This window comes from Prevotella disiens (assembly GCF_900454955.1).
Lineage (GTDB): Bacteria > Bacteroidota > Bacteroidia > Bacteroidales > Bacteroidaceae > Prevotella > Prevotella disiens.
This window is the reverse complement of sequence record NZ_UGTL01000001.1, coordinates 482,022-501,009: the sequence shown is the minus strand read 5'-3', so window position 1 is coordinate 501,009 and position 18,988 is coordinate 482,022. Positions and strand designations below refer to the sequence as shown.

Annotated in this window: 12 protein-coding genes; 6 read left to right on the top strand and 6 right to left on the bottom strand. The window is 39.5% G+C overall.

Annotated features, from left to right (window positions below; translation table 11 throughout):
- Positions 1-93: 93 nt before the first annotated feature.
- Complete coding sequence (locus tag DYI03_RS02040; protein ID WP_021670324.1) at positions 94-1,767, bottom strand: phosphoethanolamine transferase; 1,674 nt, start codon at positions 1,765-1,767, stop codon at positions 94-96.
- 302 nt (positions 1,768-2,069) lie between these two features.
- Between DYI03_RS02040 and DYI03_RS02035 the strand changes: the two genes are divergently transcribed.
- The 5 genes from DYI03_RS02035 (at position 2,070) to DYI03_RS02015 (ending at position 8,110) form a co-directional block, all read left to right on the top strand.
- Complete coding sequence (locus DYI03_RS02035; RefSeq protein WP_004356037.1) at positions 2,070-2,390, top strand: helix-turn-helix domain-containing protein; 321 nt, start codon at positions 2,070-2,072, stop codon at positions 2,388-2,390.
- Between the two features lie 3 nt (positions 2,391-2,393).
- Positions 2,394-3,632: a type II toxin-antitoxin system HipA family toxin gene (locus tag DYI03_RS02030; RefSeq protein WP_004356049.1), complete on the top strand. Its 1,239-nt coding sequence runs from the start codon at positions 2,394-2,396 to the stop codon at positions 3,630-3,632.
- A 582-nt stretch (positions 3,633-4,214) separates the two neighbouring features.
- On the top strand, positions 4,215-5,534 hold the full coding sequence (nhaA, locus tag DYI03_RS02025; protein WP_021670322.1) for a Na+/H+ antiporter NhaA: 1,320 nt from the start codon (positions 4,215-4,217) through the stop codon (positions 5,532-5,534).
- A 140-nt stretch (positions 5,535-5,674) separates the two neighbouring features.
- On the top strand, positions 5,675-6,760 hold the full coding sequence (locus tag DYI03_RS02020; RefSeq protein ID WP_021670321.1) for a BPL-N domain-containing protein: 1,086 nt from the start codon (positions 5,675-5,677) through the stop codon (positions 6,758-6,760).
- A 180-nt stretch (positions 6,761-6,940) separates the two neighbouring features.
- Positions 6,941-8,110 carry an ATP-binding protein gene (locus DYI03_RS02015; protein ID WP_021670320.1) on the top strand — a complete coding sequence of 390 codons (1,170 nt, stop codon included), beginning with the start codon at positions 6,941-6,943 and terminating at the stop codon, positions 8,108-8,110.
- 91 nt (positions 8,111-8,201) lie between these two features.
- Here the strand turns inward: DYI03_RS02015 and DYI03_RS02010 are convergent, their stop codons facing one another.
- From DYI03_RS02010 to DYI03_RS01995, 4 genes are all read right to left on the bottom strand, one after another.
- Positions 8,202-10,052, bottom strand: a complete 1,851-nt coding sequence (locus DYI03_RS02010; protein ID WP_021670319.1) for a glycoside hydrolase family 13 protein — start codon at positions 10,050-10,052, stop codon at positions 8,202-8,204.
- Positions 10,053-10,068: 16 nt separating this feature from the next.
- Positions 10,069-11,982: a type I pullulanase gene (pulA, locus tag DYI03_RS02005; protein ID WP_021670318.1), complete on the bottom strand. Its 1,914-nt coding sequence runs from the start codon at positions 11,980-11,982 to the stop codon at positions 10,069-10,071.
- A gap of 70 nt (positions 11,983-12,052) precedes the next feature.
- The gene (locus DYI03_RS02000; protein ID WP_373277456.1) at positions 12,053-14,197 is read right to left on the bottom strand and encodes a glycoside hydrolase family 97 protein; all 2,145 of its coding nucleotides are present in this window, start codon (positions 14,195-14,197) and stop codon (positions 12,053-12,055) included.
- Positions 14,198-14,314: 117 nt separating this feature from the next.
- Positions 14,315-17,008 (bottom strand): 4-alpha-glucanotransferase, encoded by a 2,694-nt coding sequence (locus DYI03_RS01995; RefSeq protein WP_025064510.1) that lies wholly within the window; start codon positions 17,006-17,008, stop codon positions 14,315-14,317.
- A gap of 510 nt (positions 17,009-17,518) precedes the next feature.
- Between DYI03_RS01995 and DYI03_RS13280 the strand changes: the two genes are divergently transcribed.
- Positions 17,519-17,716 (top strand): hypothetical protein, encoded by a 198-nt coding sequence (locus DYI03_RS13280; RefSeq protein WP_021670314.1) that lies wholly within the window; start codon positions 17,519-17,521, stop codon positions 17,714-17,716.
- Between the two features lie 84 nt (positions 17,717-17,800).
- Here DYI03_RS13280 and DYI03_RS01990 read toward each other — a convergent pair whose 3' ends face one another.
- The gene (locus DYI03_RS01990; protein ID WP_021670313.1) at positions 17,801-18,790 is read right to left on the bottom strand and encodes a peptidoglycan DD-metalloendopeptidase family protein; all 990 of its coding nucleotides are present in this window, start codon (positions 18,788-18,790) and stop codon (positions 17,801-17,803) included.
- Between the last annotated feature and the right edge of the window lie 198 nt (positions 18,791-18,988).

Below are 18,988 nucleotides of genomic sequence, written 5' to 3'. Positions count from 1 at the left end.
AAAAGTAAGAAAACATTTCTTTCTTTTAAAGTCCGCCTTGCCATATAAAACAAAAATTGGATACCTTTTTTATTAGCAGGTATCCAATTTTTATCACTTTCTTTTATACAATTTCTTTCCACAATACCGTTTCCTATTCGCATTAAATTTGTCGTTAAAAATACTTAGTTGCGGATTATATTCACAGGTTTTTATTTCCATAACATCTAAAATAGAATGTATCATATCGTCGGTCATAAATGGTCGATTTACGGCTTGTTGTATGCGTTTGGTCAATTCTGGACGTTTTTCTCTAAAACTTTTTGACACATATACCATCATTGGTATTTCAACAATACGATTGTTAATGCAAATATCGCCATGTCCTGCCACTTTTTTGTTTATCTCCATAACATCTTCGCCATGGTCTGACGTGTAAATAATAATCGCATCTTTGTTTTCAAAACGTTTTATGATAGCATTCATTATACTATCGTTATAGCGCACCGAAGTATCATAGTTCGCCCTTTCCATTTTCATTTTTTCGTTTTCGCCTTGCTCCTCATTGATAGAATAGGCTTTAAAGGTTTCGGGATAGCGGTCGCTATACTTTTGGTGCGTTCCTAATAAATGCAAGACTATAAAGTTTTTTGCTTTTGGGTGTACCAAAGTCTTGTCCAACAATGGCAGCAAGGCAGCATCGCAAGGGTCTTTTATAGAGAAACTTTCCGAACTTCTTAGCTTTGTAAAGCTACGTGCGTTGCAACGCTCCGCATATATTCTGCCGTTGTTTCCCCAAATTCCTGAATATTCTTGATTTGAAAGCCACGTCGTATAATAGCCTGCTGCTTTTAAAATGCTGAACAAATCGGTGTATTCATACCATTTTCCCTTTCCATTCTGTCGATAGAAAGTGAAAAGTTTTTCTAACACCAACATGGTTTGCCCGTTAGGACTTATAACGTCAGTAAATTTAAACAATTCTCCGTCTTTTTCTCGCTTACTCATGTATGGTGTGTTATCAAGACGATAACCATAAATTCCCATGTGGTGGCGAGATGTAGATTCGCCCACGATGTAAACAACATAGGGGATAGAGCTATTATTGCTTAACAAACGTGGTTTTGCATTCCCACTTTTAAGCATCAACTCAAAATTTTGCAGATTGTTTATACCATTATAGATGTGCGAACAAGTACGAACCAACGGACAACATTTGCTTGTCAAACTAACAATGGTTTTATCTTTTTTCTTGCAAACATCTTTCACAATATTTACAACCGTAAAAATAGCTGCAAACACGAGCCAAAAAGCAAAGAATGATGTAAATTTTGAGTTTCTTTTTAGCTTTATAAGTTGTTGAGAAGCAATATACAATACCAAAAAAATAAAAACAACCGCAGCATAAAGCCACCCACTGGTCAAGTTGGCTTTTGCATATCCCCACGCTTCGTCTTTATTTGTGGCAAGCAACACTTCTATAATAGCTTGGTCGGGCAGTCCTTGATAGTAAAAAGCAAAGAAGAGGTCGGTTATAAGAACAATTGCCCCTAATATTATCAACATTCGGCGTATGGCATAGCGCAACTTTTTAGGGCGTAAAAAGTCGGTAAAAAATGCCAAACAAGTAGCCACAAAGGTGGTGTAAAGAAAGAGATGTATTGCCTTACCAAAGGAGTCAAAAATGGTAAAAACTGTAAGACTCATCAGTAATATTGTGGTAATAAAGGCAAAATTACGTCCAGCAAAATTTACTATTATTTCTTTTATATTGCGAAAAAAACTCATCGTGTTAATTTGTTAGAACTTATCTCTGATTAATAGCGTTTAAATACGAGAAACTTGGTTCAGTTTGCAAAATTACATAATTTCAAACAATTATACAATACAACCTGAAAATTAATTGAATATAGAGTGTTATTTTTATTATACTTCGATTTGGAAGTGGTCTGTATTCATTCCCCACAAAGTTAAATATTTCATGTAACACCTACAAAAAAAACAAATACAGGAGAAAATAAAAGAGCAATAACCTATCATATAATTAATATAATTCGTATCTTTGCATATCATAATTATAGTTACGCAATATGACAAAAGGCACTATGGGCAAGAAATTGCCAAGGAAATTAGAAGAAAATATGAGTATTGTGGGCGAACAAATAAAGCTCGCAAGGCTGCGTCGTAACCTCACGCAAAAACAAATTGCCGACCGTGCAATGATTTCTGTACTTACGCTAACTCGTGTAGAAAAAGGACAAGCTAACGTTGCAATCGGTATTTACCTGCGTGTACTCTATGCTTTACAACTTTCTGACGATATTCTTTGGTTGGCAAAGGAAGACCCAATAGGAAGAGAGCTGCAAGACCTTAACCTAAAACACCGCGAACGTGCTTCTAAAAAAGTATAAACTATGGACAAAATAATGATTTATGCCGATTTCGATTGGTTGGCTGCTCCAGAACTTATAGGCACTTTACAACACGACCGCTTGCGTGGTGCAGATAAGTATGGCTTTGAATATGCAAACAGTTGGCTTCAACTCCACAGCGATATTATATTGAGTGCTGATATTATGAATTATCCTAATCTGCAATGGGCAGGACAAGGAAAGGAAATTTTTGGGTGTTTCTCTGATGCTATACCCGACCGCTGGGGACGAACATTAGTTATGCGCCGTGAACAATTGCAAGCAAAACAAGAGCAACGACCTGTAAAACGTCTTTCTTCTTACGATTATTTGATAGGCATAAACGACCTTACTCGAATGGGGGCATTGCGCTTTAAGCGAGAAGGAGAGGAAGAATATTTAAATACTGAAAACTCGTTAAGTGTACCGCCAGTAGCTGATATTCGTGAATTATTATTTGCAAGTCAAGAGATTGAGAAAAGTGAAGAGAAAAACGAACTGCCTGAAACAAAATGGCTCAATCAACTTTTACAACCAGGTTCTTCGCTTGGTGGTGCTCGTCCAAAAGCCAACGTAATAGACAACGGAGAACTTTATATTGCAAAATTCCCTTCTCGAAAAGACAATTACAATGTAGAATTATGGGAACATCTTTGTCATTTATTAGCAAAACAAGCTGGCATTGATGTAGCAGAAACTAAGATTCTGAAAACAGGTAATAAATATCATACGCTACTTTCTAAGCGTTTTGACCGCAAAAAAGGAAAACGCATACATTTTGCGTCAGCCATGACAATGTTGGGATTAACCGATGGGGCAGATGCTAATACAGGGCATGGTTATTTGGATATTGCAGATTTCATTATTCAGAATTGTATCAACGCAGAAACCAATTTAAAACAACTCTATCGTCGAATAGCATTTAATATTTGTATTGGCAATAGCGATGACCATTTCCGCAACCATGGTTTCATATTAACAAGGGAGGGGTGGACACTTTCTCCTGCCTACGATATTAACCCAACGCTAAACTATTATCAAGGTTTATTGATTGATAGAAATAGCAACGATGCAAACCTCGACTTACTTTTACATGCCTGTGAGGATTATATGATAAGAAAAGTTGATGCAATAGAAATAATTAATGAGGTAAAAGAAGCAGTTGGAAAATGGAAAAACATAGCTATAAGATTGCAAGTGCCAAAAAGCGAAATGGATATGTTTGAAAAACGATTTCGTTAGTCCTCACAACTATGTTAATGTGATGGAATATATTACATTTATTGCTTACTTGAAACTTTCCGCATTGCATATATCATCGCATAAATATAGTCTATCTTTTAAATATTAGAGGAAAAACCAACCAATCCATACACTTTTGATTTTCAATAAGTTACAAAGTTGTTTTAAAAGCTATTATTTTTTGTTTCAAAACCCCTTGTTTTGAAGCAAAAAAGAGCCTATTTTGAGGTTCAAAACAAGGGGGTTTGAAATTCAATAGAATATGCGTTGTCCTATATTCCATAAAAAGAATGTATATTCATAGAAAAAGAGGGAAAGAAAAGCGTATTGATAAAAATCAAAAAAATGATTAGAAATATGAAGAACAAGGCTATTTCTGCACAAAAAATTGTATCTTTGTATTTCATAAAGTAAGATTTAGAGCCAAACTATAAACATAAAGACAAGCCACACTCCCCTTTTTAGGTTAAACCAACACATATTGCACTACAAAATGTAATTTATTGATATTAGAATGGAGATTGAGGGAGTACAAGAATGTGAGCAAAAAGATTGGAAAAATAAATTTAGAAACGAAAATATATGATTAAAAATTATCAAAGAAGAATTGAAAATAAACTTATAATGCCTGCTTTGCAGTTTATGAATCGTGAAAAATCGAGTGGCATAATCCTTGCAATAGCTGTGATAATAGCATTGATTTTGGCTAATTCTCCCATTCATGAAGAATACGCATCGCTCTTAGAATACCATTTTGGATTTATCGTAAATGGTAAACCTTTCCTTAATTTTAGTGTTGAACACTGGATAAACGACGGACTCATGTCGCTTTTTTTCTTCATGGTGGGCTTAGAACTCAAGCACGAGTTTATAGGTGGCGAACTGAAAGATATTAAAAAAGTAACGATGCCCATTGTTGCTGCCGTTTTCGGAATGCTCGTTCCTGCACTGATTTACACTGCCTTCAATTTTGGTACAGATGTTTACCATGGTTGGGGCATACCTATGGCAACCGATATTGCCTTTGCCTTAGCGGTATTATACCTATTAGGCGACCGCATTCCACTCTCTGCCAAAGTGTTTTTAACTACCTTAGCCATTGTAGACGACTTAGGTTCGGTGCTTGTTATTGCACTTTTCTATACATCGGAAATATCGTTTTTAAGTCTTGGGGTTGGACTTTTGTTCCTCCTTGTCATGTTCATAGGCAATAAAATGGGCATTAAAAACGTGTGGTTTTATGGCATTGTAGGCTTAGGTGGTGTTTGGGTGGCTTTCCTTATGTCGGGCATTCATGCTACCATTTCAGCGGTTTTGGCAGCCATGATGATTCCTGCCGATTCGCAAATAGCCGAACCAGCATTGGCAGCACGCTTGCGCAAACAATTAAAACGCTTTGAACAGACCGATGGCAACAATGTTGTAACCTTAGAACCAGAACAGGTAAAAATACTTTCACGCATGAGAACCGACTCAGAAAATGCCATTCCGCCTTCACAACGATTAGAACACGGATTGCAACCCTTTGTCGCCTTTGTCATTATTCCAGTCTTTGCACTTGCCAACGCTGGTGTTTCCTTCCTCAATATGGACGGCAGCATACTTTTTTCCAATCATGTTGCATTGGGCGTAATGTTTGGTTTGTTAGTCGGAAAGCCTCTTGGCATAGTGCTTGCCGTATGGCTGACCGAAAAATTAGGTTTGGGCAAACGCTCACGAAACATGACGTGGCAACGCATTATAGGCATCGGCTTTTTAGCGTCCATAGGGTTTACCATGTCTATGTTTATCACCATGTTGGCTTTTAACGACCCTACCCAACATATTCAGGCTAAGGTTGGTATTTTTGCCGCATCAATTTTAGGTGGCGTTATGGGTTATGCTATCTTGAAAAAGAACTAATTTGCCCACTATTATTTGGTTGTTTCACGAAAAATAAAGATATTTGCAAGTCAATCATTAATAGGAATCGAAATAAAATGAAAAACTTTAATTTGCACAATCTATTGAAGAAATGTATCTTAACCTTGCTTTGTCTGAGTATGGGCGTAGCACTTTATGCAACCGACAAGAACGGTAAGACACGAGTTGGCGTGTTCGATGGGCATGGTGGGTCGCAAACTTGCATTTGGGAAGCAGTGGCAGCCATTCAAATAGACCCCGATATGACGGTTAGAACGTTTACCACTGCCGACATAGCCAACGGAGTTTTAAAACAATTGGACGCTATCATTATCCCTGGTGGAGGCGGTTCAACAGAGTATTTAAACATTGGTACTGAAAATTTGAAGCGCATTCGTGCCTTCATTGAATCGGGTAAAGGGGTAGTAGGCATTTGTGCTGGCTCGTATATGTTCTCCGATACGCCCGATTATGCTTGTATGCGCATTAACGGAGCAAAGGCTATCGATATAGAACACGACAATCGTGGGCATGGCATTGCAAAGTTTTCTCTGACCGAAGAGGGCAAAAAGCTATTTCCAGAATTAGCCGCTCGCCCACTCTCTTACGTTCTTTACTACGAAGGTCCTGTATTTGTGAAGAGCGACAACATCAAAATACCTTACCAAACATTGGCTATTATGGAAAGTGATGTACACGAAGAGGGCGATGCGCCAACAAATATGACCAACAATAAACCATTTTTCATAGCCAACGAGTTGGGCAAAGGGCGTGTGTTTAGTAGCATAGCCCACCCCGAAGCCACTCCTGGCATGCTGTGGTTGATACCTCGTATGGTGCGTTGGACACTCAAAATGCCTATCAAGGCGTATAAAAATCGTGTGGTAAGACCCGATATATATAATAAGGAGATACTCATGACAAAGGCTGATTTGAAGAAAGAACACGATTTTTTCAATACTTTCCTTTACGGAACGCCTGCGGAGAAGATAGCAGCCTTAGACTGGTTGCAGTCTGTTCGCTCATGGGACGCAAAGCGATGGGTGCAAGGTTTACTCTTCGATGATAGTCCGTTGGTGCGCATTCGTGCTGCCAAATTCATTGCTGAAACCGATTACCTCACTTATTTGAAGGACGTTGAAGCAGCTTATAATTCGGAAAAAGACCCTAAGACAAAGGCTGAAATCAAAAAAAGTTTAGACAATTTGAAAGCATTGCTGCCTTAAACAAAAAAGCAGTAATTAGCCTCCAAAAGGCGAAACATACTCCCAAAACAGTGATATTGCACTGTGGAGAGTGCAATAATTAATAAAAATTGCACTTTTCACAGTGCAATTTTGTATATTTGCAATTGTAAAAGTTTATAAGAGAGCTTTTAACAATGCACGATTTAAAATATTTTGGTTATGAATTTACAACTTACACAATATATGCGCACCAGAGTTGAAAGTGTTTCTACCAACTTTCATCGCTATCTTTACACTAAAATCAATTGGAAACGACAGATGTTTGGTTTGGTGGGTCCTCGTGGTGTGGGCAAGACAACAATGTTTCTGCAATATATCCGTGAAAATGAACAAGAAAAAAAGATGTTTTATGCTACTGCCGACCATGTTTATTTTTCTTCGCACACGCTTATAGAATTGGCAGATGAGTTTGTAAAAGAAGGTGGGCAGCAACTTTTCATTGACGAAATACACAAATATAGAAATTGGTCGGTAGAACTTAAAAACATTTACGATGCCCACCCCGACCTTATGGTAGCCTTTACAGGGTCGTCTATTCTTGATTTAGAAAAAGGAGAAGCCGACCTTAGTCGCCGTGCGCCCCTGTACCATTTGCAAGGATTGTCGTTTCGTGAGTATTTAGAATTGTTCAAGGGCATTAAAGTACCTACCTATTCGATTGACGAGATTGTTAATCAAAAAGCTGCGCTCCCCATTGCGCACCCTTTACCACTCTTTACAGAATATTTGCATAGAGGTTACTATCCTTTTGGCAACGACCCTGAGTTTTTAATGCTTATGAATCAAATTGTAAACCAAACCCTCGAAGTTGATATTCCGCAGTTTGGAGAAATGAGTGTGGCTACTGCACGAAAATTAAAGAAACTTATGTCGCTTATTTCGCAAAGTGCGCCTTTCAAACCCGTAATGGATAAACTTTCAAACGCCTTAACCGTAAGTAGAAACACCTTGCCCGACTATTTTGTTTACATGGAAAAGGCAGGACTTATCACTCAATTAAGGGACGCATCAGGCGGAATGAGAGGTTTAGGGAAAATAGAAAAAGTTTATATCGACAATCCTAATTTGGCTTATAGCTTAGGTGGAGTGTCCACAGAGATAGGAAACATAAGAGAAACTTTCTTTTTCAACCAAATGAGAGTGGAAAATGATGTTACTTCTTCACGACTTTCCGACTTTGAAATCAATGGTATGACTTTTGAAGTGGGTGGTAAAAACAAGACTCAAAAGCAAATTCGTGATGCAAAGTTGGGCTTTATCGTCAAAGATGATATTGAGTTTGGAGCAAACAACATTATCCCTTTATGGGCATTTGGACTGAATTATTAAAGGTTCATTTATAAAACTTACAAAAAAATGGTCATTAGCTTTTCATTTTGCTAATGACCACTTTTTTATTTTGCCCTAATCAAGGAACTTTTTAGAACTCAAGCACCATTGTTTGACATGCTGTAAGGGAAATATTTTGAGTTAAATCAATGGTTTTACCCGTTGTTATGTCGCGTGCAGTGGTGTGGTTTCCAATAATTTCGGCATAGCGTTTCACGTCCATTTGGGCTGTTTGGTGCTTGCCATTTAACACGGTCATCACGGTTTTGCCATTGTATTGGCGTGCCAAAACGTAAATGCCGTGGAATGGAATAAACTGCGTTTGCTTGCCATGAATAATAACCTCGTTGCCTTTGCGCCAATGCAATAAGCGTGAAGTGTAGTCGAATATGGCATTTTCCATTTCGGTACGTCCTTCACGAGTAAACTTATTGGCTTTGTCGCCTGCAAATCCACCTGGGAAATCCTTACGTACATAGCCGTCAGAAACTTCTTTTGTACCGTTCATCATGACTTCCGTACCGTAATAAAGTTGTGGAATACGATTCATAGTAAGCAAAAGCGCGTATGCTTGTTTGAGTGCCAAGGTATCATTACCATTGCCGAGGAATCGGTCGGTATCGTGGTTTTCAATGAATGCCATAACGCTTGATGGGTCTTTGTAGAGGTAATCGTAGCAAAGAGAATTGTAAATGCGGTTCAAACCCTTCCACCAATCGTCTGTTTCCTCGTTCTTTGCCATTGAAAGGCGGTCGAAAAAGGCAAAGTCCATGACAGTTTTAAGGTAGCTATTCTCATCAGAAAGTTTGCTATCCTTCTGCCATGCAGCCGTATAAGCAGGTTCTGTTACCCATGTTTCACCTACGGTGTTAAAGTTTGGATACTCCATATCGAGGCGTTTCATCCATTGTGCCATTGCCTTTCGGTCAGCGTATGGGTAAGTATCCATACGTATTCCGTCGATTCCAACAGTCTCTATCCACCAAATTGAGTTTTGAATAAGATACTGCATGACGTGTTTGTTGCGTTGATTGAGGTCGGGCATTGAACTAACAAACCAACCATCAACGGTTTCAGCCATATCTACTTTGCTTGCGTAGGGGTCGAGAACAGGCGTAAGTTTATAGGAAGTTTGCAAGCCATAGTTAGGATTGTTGAACCAATCTTTTGAAGGAATGTCCTTGTTCCATATATGATAGTCGCCACAATGGTTGAAAATCATATCCATTACAACTTTCATTCCACGCTCGTGGCACGCATCAATGAGGGCTTTGTACTCTTCATTTGTTCCGAAACGAGGGTCTACTCGATAATAATCTGTCGTTGCGTAGCCGTGATAAGTGCTAAATTTACCTCCGTCAGCTGGACGGTCGTTCTCCAAAACAGGCGTAAACCAAAGAGCAGTAACACCCAAATCAGTGAAATAATCTAAGTGTTGCATAATGCCAGCAATATCTCCGCCATGTCGAAGGCTCGGTTCGTTGCGATTGCAGAGCTGGTCTTGCATGCCCTTTACCACGTCATTCTTTTGATTTCCATTGGCAAAACGGTCGGGCATAAGCATATAAAGCACGTCCGAATTATCAAATCCCTTGCGCTGTTCGCCTGCCATAGAGCGTTCAAGAAGGTTATATTTTACCGTTGTTTTCTGCTTTCCAACTTTAAAATCAATGTTCATAGTACCCGCTTTTGCATCTTTCAAATTCAAATAAATAAGCAAATAGTTGGGCGAATCAAGACGAACAAGCGAGTCTATACGCACACCAGCATAATTAATCGTAACATCTGCATTCTTAATGTTATCGCCGTATGCCATTAATTGCAAAGAAGCGTCCTTCATTCCTACAAACCATGTTGTAGGTTCAAGTTTTTTTATTTCTATTTTCGCATTGATACTAAGTGCTAAGAAGCAAAGCGAGAAGAATAATGTAAGTCGTTTCATATTGATTTTTTATAAATTAATCGTGTAAAATGAGGGCTGTTTGTGCATCAATCATTACTTCGCCACCTTCCATTTCGCCAATTCCAGCTTCATCAACCACACCATTGTTGGCAACGATAGTGTACTTTCCGTTCGGAATATTTATGGTTTGAAGATTTGTACTTCCATTTAAGACCACATAAATATTGTTCCACTTATCGCCACCTGCATGATTTTTCAAACGGAAAGCTACCAAACAATCTTGTGTAGGGAAAAATTCCAAATGCTTACGCACAAGTTCAGCACTGCCAAGGCGGAATGCTGGGTGAGCTTTGCGCAAATGAATGAGTCCTTTATAGTAAGCGAATACTTGTGGATAAGTCTTTAAATTATTCCAATCCAAATGGTTTATTTCGTCAGGCGAGTTGTAAGAATTATGCACCCCCTTCTTATCACGCAGCATTTCTTCGCCCGATAACATGAACGGAACACCTTGTGAGGTGAAAACGGCAGTTTGTGCCAATTGGTTTAAGCGTATTAATTCGTCCATATCATACGCTGCTTCAGGAATAGAGGCTTTGATTCTGTCTACCAAACACATATCATCGTGGCAGCTAACGTAAGAAATCATTTGCGTAGGCTCATTAGCCCATGGTTCTTTCGAGTAGTTTACTTTTGAATAATCTACTTGTGGGTGGGCTATCATACCTGCTATACCAGCCTTAATGCTTTCCTCAAAGCCTGCAATTCCTCCAAGGAATGCGGCTTGTTTGTCATCGTTAAATGGACCACGGAGAGCGTCACGCAACTCGTCAGAGAAGGCTGCAATGCCTGGCATCTGCTTCATATTGGCTTTAACAGCGAGCTTTTCGGTTGGATAAGCGCATTTTCCTGCACTCCAACCTTCGCCATAAATGAAAACATTGGGGTTAAATGCGGTAAGTTCATTTCGGATAATATTCATCGTTTCAATATCATGAACGCCCATAAGGTCTACTCTAAAGCCATCAATATGGTATTCTTTCATCCAATATTTCATACTTTCGAGCATAAATTCACGCATCAAAGGTTTTTCAGAAGCGGTTTCGTTTCCACACCCAGAGCCGTTACTTGGCTTTCCGTCTGCCGTGTATCGATAGTAAGCCTTGGGGAAAGTGCGTTCAAAATTGCTACCTTCGATGTCAAATGTGTGATTGTAAACCACGTCAAGAATGACACGAATGCCTGCTTTATGCAAAGCTTGTACCATTTGTTTAAATTCAAGAATACGGCGAGAAGGCAACTCTGCATCGTTCGAATAACTGCCTTCTGGTACATTATAATTCAATGGGTCGTAGCCCCAATTGTATTGTGGGTCGGTTGTATTGCCCTCATTGACAGAAGCAAAGTCGTAAGATGGAAGAATATGAACAGCATTGATACCCAATTCTTTTAAATGTTTAATAGCTTTTTGCTCGGTCAAAGCAAGGAATTTTCCTTTATTCATCAACCCCGAAGATTTATCAATAGAGAAATCACGATGGTGCATTTCGTAGATAATCAAGTCAGTTGGATTCTGCAAAACGAGTATATCGTCGTTTTCCCAACCTATAGGATTGGTTGTTTTCATATCAATGATAGCACCACGCTGCCCGTTACAGCCCACTGCTTTAGCAAAAACTCCTGGAGTTTCGCCTTTACCAATGTCAAAAGTATAAAATTTACCTTTTAAATCGCCATTGATAGTAGCTTGCCAAACATTCTCTGATATTTGTTTCATCTTTACTTTCTTTTCAGCTTTTCCTCCTCTGCCTACTGCATATAAACGAATGGTAGGTTTCTTGGGTGCATTCAACTTAAAAGTTGTCTGCTTTGGAGTGTAGTTTACTTCGTTGAAAACATTCTGTGCTTGTGCTGTCAGCGTAAACAGAAAAGTTGCCATTAGCGTGATTATGCTGTATTTTGATTTCATACCAGTTATACTTTTACTTTGTTAAGTTTCCTATTTTATTTAATAAAGCAATCCGTTTATTACATCTTTGTTAGTGTTCACATCGTTCTTCGCCATTCCAACGTGCCTCTAAAGATACGGCAAAGCCACCACCAGGTGCCATTGTCAGCTTCAAGACATCGCCTTTCTTCACTTTCTTATGTGTGATTTTGTAGGCTTTAGGGTTCTTTTCGTAATGCGCATTCTTTGCATCTTGATAAATCGTACAATCGTATGAATAATTTTCGTCAAGGAAATCGAGTTTCAAAACACTCTTGTGTCCGTTCTCATCGCACTTTCCTCCGATGTACCAATCATTTGTTTTTTTATCTCGACGAGCCACTGTGATGTAATCGGCAGGCTCTGCTTCCAAATAAATTGTTCTGTCCCAATCGCAAGGAACGTCCTTAATGAATTGGAAAGCATCGTTGTATTTCTTGTAATTCTCTGGTAAATCGGCTACCATTTGCAGCGGACTGTACATGGTAACATAGAGTGCCAATTGCCCAACGAGGGTAGTGTGAACAAAATTCGGATTGTCGCTCCATGTATTCAATTGGGTTTCAAGTATTCCTGGAGTGTAATCCATCGGTCCACCTTGCAGTCTTGTGAACGGAAGGATTACCGTATGGTCAGGTTTACTTCCGCCAAATGCTTCATATTCTGTACCTCTTGCACTTTCGTTTCCAACCATATTAGGATAAGTTCTGCACAATCCTGTTGGGCGAACTGCCTCGTGTGCATTCACCATAATATGATGTTTAGCGGCTTCTTTCACAACGTGCATATAGTGATTGTTCATCGGTTGTGAAAAATGGTATTCGCCTCGTGGGATAATATCGCCTACATAACCTGTTTTAACGGCATCGTAACCATATTTATTCATCAAGTTAAACGCTTTTTCAAGGTGGCGTTCATAGTTCAAAGTGCTTGAAGATGTTTCGTGGTGCATCATCAATTTCACACCTTTTTCGTGCGCATACTTGTTCAAATAGGCGATATCGAAGTCGGGATAAGGGGTAACGAAGTCGAAAACATAGTCTTTTGAATGTCCAATCCAATCTTCCCAACCTATGTTCCAGCCCTCAACCAACACTTGGTCGATGCCATTTTCTGCTGCAAAGTCGATGTATTTCTTTACGTTTGCCGTGGTTGCACCATGTCGTCCGTTAGGTTTTGCCTTACTATAATCGGTTTCTCCGAGTTTCACAGAAGGGTATTCATCGGTGTAACTCCAACTGCTTTTGCCCACAATCATTTCCCACCACACACCAACATATTTGGTTGGGTGAATCCAACTGGTATCTTCTATTTTGCAAGGTTCGTTCAAATTAAGGATAAGATTGCTTGAAAGCATATCTCGAGCATCATCGCTGACAAGAATTGTGCGCCATGGAGTTTGACAAGGGGTTTGCATATAGCCCTTCATGCCTGTTGCATCAGGGGTTAGCCAACTCTCGAACACCATGTTTTTGTCGTCCAAATTAAGGTGCATGGTTGGGTAATTGATGCACGCAGCCTCATGAATGTTGATGTAAAGACCATCGTCCGACTTCATTTGCAAGGCAGTTTGCACACCTGTTTCAGAGAATGTAGCCACCGAAGAGTTACCCCAATTCACAGCATCGTGAAACTTTCCACGAATTTCCGACAATCTACTCTCTTGTGTTTCCTGTTCTTGCGTATCGTAATCGCCCGGTAACCACCATGCTTTATGGTCGCCAGTCATTTTAAACTGCGTATGTTCTTCCTTTATAACAAAGTAATTCAAATCCTTTTGTTGTGGAAATTCGTAGCGGAAACCTACTCCGTCATCGTAAACACGGAAACGAATTATCATTTCACGATTGGTCTTTTCTTGTTTCAAAGTAACTGCCAATTCGTTGTAATGGTTGCGTATTTCCTCTGTTTCGCCCCAAACAGGCTTCCATGTTTCGTCGAAAGTAGAAGTTTTACTATCTATAAGTTTAAAACCGTCCATTAAGTCGGTTTCTTCTTTTCCTTTGCTTGCGTATTTACTTTTTGCCAATTCCAATCCGAGGAAAGAATCGTGTATCACACGAGTGTGCTTGTAAGCCACACGGTAGTAAGGTTTACCGTTCGCAATATTGAACATCAAGAATACATTTTCATTAGGCGAGCGCAATATTCTACTCTCTTCGCCCATATCAACTCCGATAGTTTGCGCCATAGCCATGAGCGAGCAAATCGCAAAAACAATCAATATCTTCAATCTTTTCATACCCTCTTTTTCTTTATCCTTATTATACGAGCAGTGGGACGTAGCAAAATACGTCCCATTTCTCTCTTCTTTTTATCGTCCAGAACTTACAATTAAGTCTGAAATAGTATTGTTAAAATCTTTATTCTTCATCAGTTGCTCAATGCTAACGTGCATTCGGTATCGCCAATAGTGTTTTGGATTGGCAGGAATGTTTACACGTTCGGCATCGGCATCAGCCAATCTTAATCTTTCATCTATGCTCATCCAGTCTTGAATACCGAGAATACAGAGCATACTTGGCGATGTTAAATGTCGGTCTACAATGTCTTTTGCCAACCAACCTGGCATTGGGTGTGGCGCAGGACCGCCTTGGTGCAACATACTATTATAATAGTCTTGCGCACGTTCCCAATCTTCGTCCCACCATTGGCGCAGGGTTGCCATATCGTGGGTTGATATTGTGCTGACACTTCCGTATGGGTTTGCCCCCAAATAACCAAAGCGAACTTTCGGGTCTTTTGGCATTGCTTGTATTTCAAGGCTCAATATGCGCAATTCTTTCATTACCCAATCTACGCAATCAGGAACCATTCCTAAGTCTTCAGCACACACCAACATACGTGTAGCATTGACCAGTCGTGGCAATTTCTTCATTGCTTCCTGATACCAATACTGGTTGTTGCGACGATAGAAGTAATCGTTATAAAGCGTATTGAACACTTGTTTGTCGCAATCGTAAAGACTTTCGTAAATGAAATCCATCTGAACGCTGATGCGTGGGTGGAATTTATTTGGGTCTTTATGGTCGCGAACGAAAAGTACATCGCTTATCAAAGCATACAAACCATCACGAATCCAAATATCTTTTTCGGTTTCCATGCCATGGAAAGCAGCCTCCACCTTGCGTTGGGTGTCGTATTCAGCTTTCATCTTATAGCGGTCGCCCCATGTACGTTCCAAATAGCGTTCACGAACCTCGTCGGCGTGTTCACGGAAGATGCGTGCCAACACCCAATCGGTAATGAATGGTTCGGTGAAAAGTTCTTCTTGCCAGTGCAATCCGTAACCTTCTATCTCTTCACGGGTCATTCCCAATGAAGGAGCAAACTGTCCTAACAAACCATGTACGGCATGTACTGGAATTTCCCAAATACGGAAGAAACCTAAAACGTGGTCAATGCGGTAAGCATCAAAGTAGTTAGCCATATTTTGGAAACGTCTTATCCACCAACGACAATCGTCTGCTATCATGGCGTCCCAATTGTAGGTTGGGAATCCCCAATTTTGACCATTAACAGAGAAATCATCGGGTGGCGCACCAGCTTGCCCATTCAGATTAAAATAGCGTGGTTCTGTCCATACATCGCAGCCATTACGGTTTACACCGATTGGAATGTCGCCTTTGAAAATAACACTTTTTGAAGTAGCATACTCGTGAACTGCCTTTAATTGACTGCTCAATATAAATTGAATATAGTAATAAAGTTCAACTTCTTTGTATGCTTCTTTCTTCGGTGTTGACAAATCTTTACGGTCTTCTTCGTTCCATTGCTTATGGTCAGCCCATTGATTAAAGTTAGCTGTACCATACTTTTCTCTCAGTGAGCAGTATTGAGCATAAGGAACAAGCCAGCTTTCGTTTTCTGCAAAGAATTTTTTAAACTCTTTGCTATCCAATGCTTTCTCGCCCTCTTGTTTGAAAATCAGTTTCAAATACTCGTTTTTAGCGTTGTTCACACGCTCATAATCCATTTGAGGAAGTGCATTTAGCTCTCTACGCTCTTTCTCGAAACGTGCTTTTTGCTCTTTATCCTTCAATGCTGGCAAACTATTTAGGTCAACATATTGTGGGTGAAGTGCAAAAATTGAAATACAGCTATACGGATAAGAATCTGTCCATGTGTGAGTTGTGGTTGTATCGTTGATAGGAAGTATTTGCAAAACCTTTTGATGGGTCATGCTTACCCAATCTACCATCTTCTTTAAGTCGCCAAAGTCGCCAACTCCAAAACTATCGTTTGAACGCAAAGAGAACAGAGGAACAAGCGTACCAGCTACACGAACAGGAGCTAACGTGAAACGAGCCTCATCTAACTCATAGATAATGGCATCGCCATCTTCCATTTTAGGCAACTCAATGGTGCGATTCATGCAGTTTTCCCACATTGGAGAATACTCCTTATCGGGATTTACAATAATGAATTTAAACTCTAATTTATTGTCAGCCAATCGACTAACATCTAAAGAAACCGCCCACTCATTGGTAGCCACTTCTGTCATTTTCAGCGCATTTTTCTCCTTCCATGCGCCCATAATAGGGTCAGAACCGATGAGATAGAGCTGGTCACCAGCAACCAATTGTGGCGCACGAACCTTTAAGCAAACATATCTGCCATATTTTTCCAATTTCAAAGACTCTATCTTTGCGTTCACCACACAATTGGTGATTGCCGAAGTGTAAAGATAAGCATTATCAGGAATTTCACGCCAATGGTCGAAAATCTTATAATTTCGCGCATTTGTCGAATTGAAAGCAACACGATGAGGCGCCATGCTCCATCCTCTTCTTTCCTCGTTATCGCCCACATAGACGCTATAATAGTAATCGAGTTCTGTTCCAGGCTTCACTTCTTTATTTATTTCAACCGTCCAAAGAAAGCCATCTTGAGTGTGCATGCGGTATTGGCAAACTGATTTATCGCCCAATTCCTTACAGTTGAGAATATTTAGGACTAATTCTTGTCCGTAATATGTTTTATATTCAATGCTAAATTGTAAATTCATACAGCGGTTATTATTTTTGCCAAAGGTAAGCATAATAAAATAAAATAGCAAAATCTTCTTGCAACAAATTTATTCCACTTTATGCAAACGATTGCAATAGCTATAATTATTGTACCAGCATTCAGTTACAAAGGCATATCAAGTTGAGTATAAATATTTCATTGAGAACACAAAACTATCTAATTATTTTCTTTTTGCACAAAGAAAATAATAAAACCTATTGTTTTAAACTACAAAACAGCCTATTTTGCCACTCAAAAGAGCCTATTTTGCCACTCAAAAGAGCCTATTTTAAAAACAAGAGCAAAAAACATTGATTTAATTTGAGAACAATTTGCACGATAATTCAATTATTTTTCAAAAAAATATTCAAAAATTTATTCACCGAGATTCCACTTTTATTGCGTCCATCATTCTGTTGTGTGGCTTTTTTTATGGGAGAATTTTGTTTGAGGAAAGCGAAGAATGTTGCAGGAGAAAAGAAAAGAATAGAATTAGGCAAAGTAAAGAATGGAAAAGAGAAAGCGAAAGAATGGAAATGAGAAAGCGAAAGAGTCACGTTTTCTGTGGCTTGCGCCCTTGTTCGTGGGAGTTTCGGACTGGTCGGACTGGTCGGACAAATCAGACTTGTCCGACTTGTCCGACTTTGCTTTTAAAACAACCCCACATCAGACCCGTCCGACAAGTCCGACTCGTCCAAAAAACTAAAATCCCCCAACTCCCTTCAAAATAAAAAAGGAGCAACTTCTTACGAAATTGCTCCTTTTCTTTATAATTTTCTTACTTAAACGATTAGCTATATCTTAATATTTGCCCATCAACAAGTCGGGTATAAATGCCCAAATGGTTGAGTTTACAAAGTTGTTCCTTTGTTATGCCGTGCTGTTTTGCAATTGATTCCAATGTTTCGCCTTCTGCCACCTTGTGGTAAAGAATCTGACTATTGCTTGTTTGCGCTTGACTTGGGCGGCGTGAAGAATAATCGGTTGATACGTTCTGGCTCTTATATGACGAACGACCAGTACCTTGAATGTTCTCACGAGAATAGCCTGGGCTTGCAGCTTTACCACGAAGTGCTGTTGCACGTGCTGACTCGCTTTCCAAAGTGCTACGACGGAACGTATAAAAGTCGCCTGTTACGTCTTGATGAGGAAAATCGAAAAGCAAAGCAGGGTTGATAGCTACACCTGCGAGGCGTGTTTCGAAGTGAAGGTGAGAACCTGTTGAACGTCCTGTATTACCACCGAGAGCAATAGGTTCGCCTGCTCTAACAATTTGATTGGCATGTACAATTTGTTTTGAAAGGTGTCCATAATAAGTTTCAAGCCCATTATTATGGCGAATAATAACATATCTTCCATAGCCTCGTGGTTCATTTCCTACGACACGCACTTTGCCTGAGAATGCAGAACGTATGGTATCGCCAATATAAACCTTAATATCAAGTCCCTTATGAGCGCGTCCCCAACGGCGTCCGTAGTTACTTGTTACGACACGGCTTGGTGTTGGCATGTGGAAACCACGCAAGTCTATTTTATAAACATCAGGAAGATAGCCAGAAGCGTGTGTGCGGCTATTGCTCCAATCACTATAAATAGAAGCTGATGGGTTGGCTATTTCTTCAGATTCTTGCAAGCGATTGATTACAATTGTATCCAAACTCTTTGTACGACGATCTACCGGCGATTGGCGTGCAATCAAGTCTTGGGCGCAAGCAGGAACTGCTATAAATCCCAAAAGAGCCGATAATCCTATTGTTTTTACAAATTTCTTCAAAGTCATTGTTTACTTATCTATTCGGTTAAGAATGAAAATCGAAACATAATATAGTTACGATTGGGTTTAAATGAACACGTTAACCAATACAAAAAGTTAACGATTTATTTCACAAACGTTGCAAAGATAAGTAATTTCTTTTATAAATACTTTCCCCTTAACAGTTTTTATTGCAATTATATTTCATGGTGTTGCTTTGCTAAG

Bases quoted from the DNA above. Each gene is read 5' to 3' on its own strand.
- DYI03_RS02040 (WP_021670324.1), bottom strand. From the start codon at position 1,767: ATGAGTTTTTTTCGCAATATAAAAGAAATAATAGTAAATTTTGCTGGA.
- DYI03_RS02035 (WP_004356037.1), top strand. From the start codon at position 2,070: ATGACAAAAGGCACTATGGGCAAGAAATTGCCAAGGAAATTAGAAGAA.
- DYI03_RS02030 (WP_004356049.1), top strand. From the start codon at position 2,394: ATGGACAAAATAATGATTTATGCCGATTTCGATTGGTTGGCTGCTCCA.
- nhaA (WP_021670322.1), top strand. From the start codon at position 4,215: ATGATTAAAAATTATCAAAGAAGAATTGAAAATAAACTTATAATGCCT.
- DYI03_RS02020 (WP_021670321.1), top strand. From the start codon at position 5,675: ATGGGCGTAGCACTTTATGCAACCGACAAGAACGGTAAGACACGAGTT.
- DYI03_RS02015 (WP_021670320.1), top strand. From the start codon at position 6,941: ATGAATTTACAACTTACACAATATATGCGCACCAGAGTTGAAAGTGTT.
- DYI03_RS02010 (WP_021670319.1), bottom strand. From the start codon at position 10,052: ATGAAACGACTTACATTATTCTTCTCGCTTTGCTTCTTAGCACTTAGT.
- pulA (WP_021670318.1), bottom strand. From the start codon at position 11,982: ATGAAATCAAAATACAGCATAATCACGCTAATGGCAACTTTTCTGTTT.
- DYI03_RS02000 (WP_373277456.1), bottom strand. From the start codon at position 14,197: ATGGCTATGGCGCAAACTATCGGAGTTGATATGGGCGAAGAGAGTAGA.
- DYI03_RS01995 (WP_025064510.1), bottom strand. From the start codon at position 17,008: ATGAATTTACAATTTAGCATTGAATATAAAACATATTACGGACAAGAA.
- DYI03_RS13280 (WP_021670314.1), top strand. From the start codon at position 17,519: ATGGAAAAGAGAAAGCGAAAGAATGGAAATGAGAAAGCGAAAGAGTCA.
- DYI03_RS01990 (WP_021670313.1), bottom strand. From the start codon at position 18,790: ATGACTTTGAAGAAATTTGTAAAAACAATAGGATTATCGGCTCTTTTG.